The sequence below is a fragment of the Vibrio sp. OPT46 genome, assembly GCF_015163535.1.
GTDB lineage: Bacteria > Pseudomonadota > Gammaproteobacteria > Enterobacterales > Vibrionaceae > Vibrio > Vibrio alginolyticus.
On sequence record NZ_JADDYG010000165.1, the window covers coordinates 75390 to 80477 of the forward strand.

At 44.5% G+C, this 5088-nt stretch carries 5 protein-coding genes; 2 read left to right on the forward strand and 3 right to left on the reverse strand.

All coding sequences use genetic code 11. From position 1 onward, the window contains the following. The coding region (locus IQR33_RS08085; RefSeq protein ID WP_193843613.1) for an iron chelate uptake ABC transporter family permease subunit at positions 1-1040 on the reverse strand (1040 nt) is incomplete at its 3' end. A gap of 128 nt (positions 1041-1168) precedes the next feature. Between IQR33_RS08085 and entS the strand changes: the two genes are divergently transcribed. Continuing rightward, complete coding sequence (gene entS, locus IQR33_RS08090; protein ID WP_010648822.1) at positions 1169-2452, forward strand: enterobactin transporter EntS; 1284 nt, start codon at positions 1169-1171, stop codon at positions 2450-2452. A gap of 31 nt (positions 2453-2483) precedes the next feature. Here the strand turns inward: entS and fepB are convergent, their stop codons facing one another. Continuing rightward, the gene (gene fepB / locus IQR33_RS08095; RefSeq protein WP_228013795.1) at positions 2484-3485 is read right to left on the reverse strand and encodes a Fe2+-enterobactin ABC transporter substrate-binding protein; all 1002 of its coding nucleotides are present in this window, start codon (positions 3483-3485) and stop codon (positions 2484-2486) included. Between the two features lie 216 nt (positions 3486-3701). Between fepB and IQR33_RS08100 the strand changes: the two genes are divergently transcribed. Beyond that, complete coding sequence (locus IQR33_RS08100) at positions 3702-4583, forward strand: isochorismatase family protein (protein ID WP_017821445.1); 882 nt, start codon at positions 3702-3704, stop codon at positions 4581-4583. A gap of 42 nt (positions 4584-4625) precedes the next feature. Here the strand turns inward: IQR33_RS08100 and IQR33_RS32595 are convergent. Further along, on the reverse strand, positions 4626-5088 hold a 463-nt coding region (locus IQR33_RS32595; protein WP_228013796.1), incomplete at its 5' end, for an AMP-binding enzyme.

The window sequence follows — 5088 nt, forward strand, 5'->3', positions numbered from 1 at the left end:
ATTAGGACTGGGGCCCCGACAAATGCTGTCACAATAGAGACTCGGACTTCATTGACAGCGATAACACGGCCAATGATATCGGCGCTAATCAAAAGGAGAGGACCAAGAACCATTGCATAAAGCGTTAACCAGCGTTGGCTTGAAGAAGCCAGCTTTCGAGCTACGTGTGGGATCATCAAGCCAACAAAGCCAATTGGGCCAGCAAGCGCTGTGGCACTGCCACATAAAATAGCGATCACCAGCAGGGCTAAAGCTTGCGTCTGTTTGACATTCGTACCCAGTCCTTGCGCAACATCTTCACCAAGGGCTAAATTGTCCAACCCTGGGGCAATCAATAACGCGACGATCAATGCAAATGTAATGGGAGCGATGGCCGTAAAGGTCAAAGAGAGGTTTCTGATATCTAACGAGCCAGCGTCCCAGAAACGCATTTCGTCAAAGGCTTGAGGGTTTAAAAGCGTAACCGATGACGACACTCCCGCAAGAAGTGCACCTAGAGCCACACCGGCAAGCGTAATTTTTAATGGATTCACTCGGGCTTCTTTATATGTTCCTATGAAATAGACAAACAAACTCGTAGTGAGAGCACCGAGAAAAGCGAACCACAGGTGTTCACTCATCAAATGGTTACCGAAAATTGCGACACCAATAAGCACGAAAAAGCTGCTACCAGCATTCACACCAAGGATACCGGGGTCTGCAAGGGGATTGCGTGTCAAAGATTGTATTAACGCACCTGCCACAGCTAACGCCGCTCCGACCGGCAACCCAACGAGGGTTCGTGGGACTCTTGCTTCGACGATTATTTGGCTTGCTGTTGATGTTACTGTGCCTCGCAAGCTTTCAAACACAATGCTTGGCGATATACTTTTGGCACCGATCACCAAGCTTAAGATGCATGTGAACAGCAGTAAAGCACATAAAGAAAATAACGTTAAAGAGTGGCGATAAGTACGTTTTTTACGGGAGTCTGGCGTTTGGGGGAGTGCCGTTTTACTTGGTAAGAGAGAAGAGATTAAAGGCAACTTATGAACACTCATAAATACAATTGTAAATAATTATCATTGCCATTATTGTAACTTGATGCGTAGAATGTTCAAGCAATAAGCATCCTCTTTCAACGTGTTGATTTCACGACTCACAATATTTGACGTAAGAAATAATGAAAATGCCCAAAATTATGCTGGATTTCAGCTTACTTAAAGAAAACCCGAATTTTAGAATGGTATTTATTGCAAGGATGATGTCGATTCTTGCTCTTGGCATGATGACCGTCGCTGTACCAATACAGATACATCAAATGACTGGCTCAACCCTTCAAGTCGGAATGATCATGGCATTAGATGGCATCGGCATGTTTGTCGGGTTGCTCATCGGGGGCGTTTTGGCAGATAAATACGACCGACGCAAACTCATTCTATTCGCCAGAACAACGTGTGGCATTGGATTTGGGGCGTTAGCCTTAAACAGCCTATTGGCGGAATCTTCCTTGGTTGCACTTTATGTACTTTCTGTGTGGGATGGCTTTTTTGGCGCGATGGGAATGACGGCCTTGATGGCTTCGTTGCCCGTTATTGTTGGGCGAGAGAATTTGCCCTCAGCGGCGGCACTGAGCATGCTTACTGTTCGCATGGGAATGGTTTTGTCACCAGCGATTGGTGGGTTGCTCATCTCGTTTGGTGATGTCAGCTGGAACTACCTTGCTGCTTCAGTTGGTACCTTGTGCACCTTATTCCCGTTGTTCAGACTTCCTTCCATGAAACCGAGTCATGACGCACCAGAAAATCCGTTGTTGTCATTGTATGAAGGCGTAAAGTTTCTCTTTTCGAACAAGGTAGTTGGGTGTGTGGTTGTTTTTGGCACCTTAGAAACACTCGCAACAGCGGTTAGAGTTATGTTTCCCGCGTTGGCTCTTGAGACATTTACCGGAAATGCCGCGAATGCCGGATTGATGTACTCAGCGATCCCATTAGGCGCAATGGTCGGTGCATTGACGTCAGGTTGGGTAAAGCAATCTCAACGGCCGGGAATGGTTATGATCTATGCAACTATGGGAACATTTTTAGCCATTGTGGCCATGGGATTGGCAGGAAACTATTGGTTATTCCTTAGTATATTGGTGATATACGGATACTTAGGTTCTGTGGCTTCGCTTATTCAATATTCTATTGTCCAAGGACATACCCCGGATCATTTATTAGGCCGTGTAAGCAGTTTATGGACAGCGCAAGACGTAACTGGAGACTCAATGGGTGCTATTGGATTAGGTGCTTTAGGTAAGGTTATGGCGCCAGCAATGTCGATATTTTCATTTGGATTGGGGGCGACAGGGGTAGGGATGTTAATGGTTATTCTGTTCCGCCCGCTGCGCCGAGCAAAGCTATTTGATCCTGCTTTGGCTCCGCCACCAGAGCCAACCGGTTCAGCAAAAGAAGCCACAGCGACAAGTTAGAATAAACCGCCCTATATGGGCGGTTTGTTTTCTATTGAGCACTGAAAAGTGTTTCAATGTTCTCAAGTAAATTCATGGAGCTGTAATAATCAAGTCTAAATGAATCATTACCCATTGCGTAAACATGGTGATCTCGAACCGCTTTCAAATGGGCGATGAACTTATTTTCTCGTAATTGCTGAATCACAGGTGCTTCTGCGGCGAACAAAAGTATGGATTGACCTGTTATCGCATCGGCAAAGTTCTCACCATTGACTGGAACAATATCTTTTCGTTGTCCCATTTGATGATTGTCTGTGAGTGGTTCTGGGATTTCACTTAACTCAAACCCTAAAGCTTGCAAAACTCTTCCTTGGGCGGAGTTTACTGTCCAAAAATTAGCGCCACGACCATCGCCATAATACACCATAGCAGTCGTTGGTTGAGGTGGCAGTTTAATGCGTTCTTTGATTTCTGCGACCCTATGATTGAAGCGTTGAATTGCGTTTTCCGCTTGTGTTTTCCGATCAGTAAAGGATGCCAATAGTCGGGCAAGCTCTTGCCAGCTTTTATCGTCGTAATTAATAACCAGAGTCGGAGCGATAGCTGAGAACTGGTCATACATTTTTATTGCAGAGTCACCACCCGTTGCGGACACAATAATCAAATCTGGTCGTTCTTTGGCGACGGCTTCTGCATTAGCTAGGCCTTGATATAGTGGTTTAACGTTTCTTTGATTGGCAACGGAGCGCCATTGATAAAAATACCCGTCTTTATCTGCGACAGGACTGTTGGAAAGCGTCCCTCCCGAAGCAATTACTGGAGCATCAATAGCCAAAAGTGTTCCTGTGATCGAAACACTGGTGGAAACGATGCGCTTGGGTGGTGATGTCAGTGTGATGTCACCATAGCTTGACGTTATTTTCTTTGGCCAACCGTCTGAAACAGTTAATGGCTTAGACGTCTGGTCTGAAATTGCAGCATCATTGCATGCCGACAATAAGGTTAGAAAAAGCAGCCCTATAAAAATTCTCGCATAGTGGTGTCTCATCATTAGTTCCCGTGGTTAATCGCTCTATAACGAACGCGTATGACTTCATTATTGGTAGAAGGTAGCTACTTTATTGCGAACTACTATCATTATCAATTGATTTTGTCTTTGCTGCTGCTTACTATTGGTTAAATGATAATTGTTACCATTTGTTTCTTTGTTCATAAACAACGTCGACCAATTCCTATATAGGAAATAACTTACTAAGGATTATAAAAAATGGCGATTCCCAAGATTGCTGGCTACGAAATACCAGAAGTTGATACTTTCCCTGATAACAAAGTCAACTGGAGTATTGAGCCAGACAAAGCGGTGTTATTGGTTCACGACATGCAGGATTACTTTATTAACTTCTTTGATAAAGCCAAGCAACCTATCCCACACTTACTTCGCAATGTACAAAACGTTGCGCAGGCTGCTCGTCATGCGGATATTCCCGTGGTTTATACAGCGCAACCTGCGAATCAAGATCCTAAGGAACGTGCTTTACTAACGGATTTCTGGGGAACGGGGCTCACGCAAGAAACAGAAATCATTGCAGAAGTTGCTCCAGAACAAGGTGATATTCAGTATAAAAAATGGCGCTATAGCGCGTTTAAGAAGACGCCTCTGTTAGATTGGATGAGAGAAGCGGGGCGTGACCAACTGATTATTGTCGGGGTCTACGGTCATATCGGTATTTTGTCCACTGCGCTTGATGCATTTATGCTAGACGTTAAGCCCTTCATTGTCGGGGATGCGATTGCAGACTTTTCTTTGGAAGATCATCAGTACGCGTTGAAATACGTTGCAGGCAGAGCGGGTTGCATTAAATCAATGTCGCAGGTTATCAATGAAATAGCACAGGGTGGGCAACTGAAGTCAGAGCTGAGCCTAGCTTCCATGCGTGTTGATGTCGCAGAGATTCTAGATATGGATCTTGAAGAAGTTGATGTTGATGAGAACCTAATGTTTTTAGGCCTAGACTCCATAAGAGCAATGACGTTATTTGAAGCTTGGAGAAAGCAGGGCATTGATATTGCCTTTTCGGACATCATGCAAAAAACCACCTTAAGAGAATGGTGGCAAATGATTGAATCGAATTTGGAAGTTGCCGCTTAGAGCTAAAGTAAAAACCGATTTCTGATGAAATCGGTTTTTTTATTATGAAGAGAATTGTTCTCTTAACACTTTCTTGTTTATTTTGCCTACCGGAGTTTTCGGTAAGGCTTCAGCAAAATGGATTTGGTCAGGAATCTTGAATTGAGCAAGTCCTTGACTGTGCAAGAAGCGTTTTAGTTCAACAGGTTTTGGTTTCTGGTTGCTTTCAGGAACAATAATCGCACAGCTGCGCTCGCCCAGAAACTCATCAGGTATGGCGACTAAAGCGACATCATGTACGCTGTCATGTTGAAGTATCAGGTTTTCTACTTCTTCTGCGGCGATTTTTTCTCCTCCTCGGTTGATTTGGTCTTTATCACGTCCAGTAACAATGATGTTGCCGTCAGAGGTTAGCCGAACGAGATCTCCCGTGGCGTAAAATCGTTCTGCGTTAAATGAACGTTGATTGTGTTCTTTGGCGCGGAAATAACCTTGGATCGTATATGGGCCTCGGGTTAATAGTGCA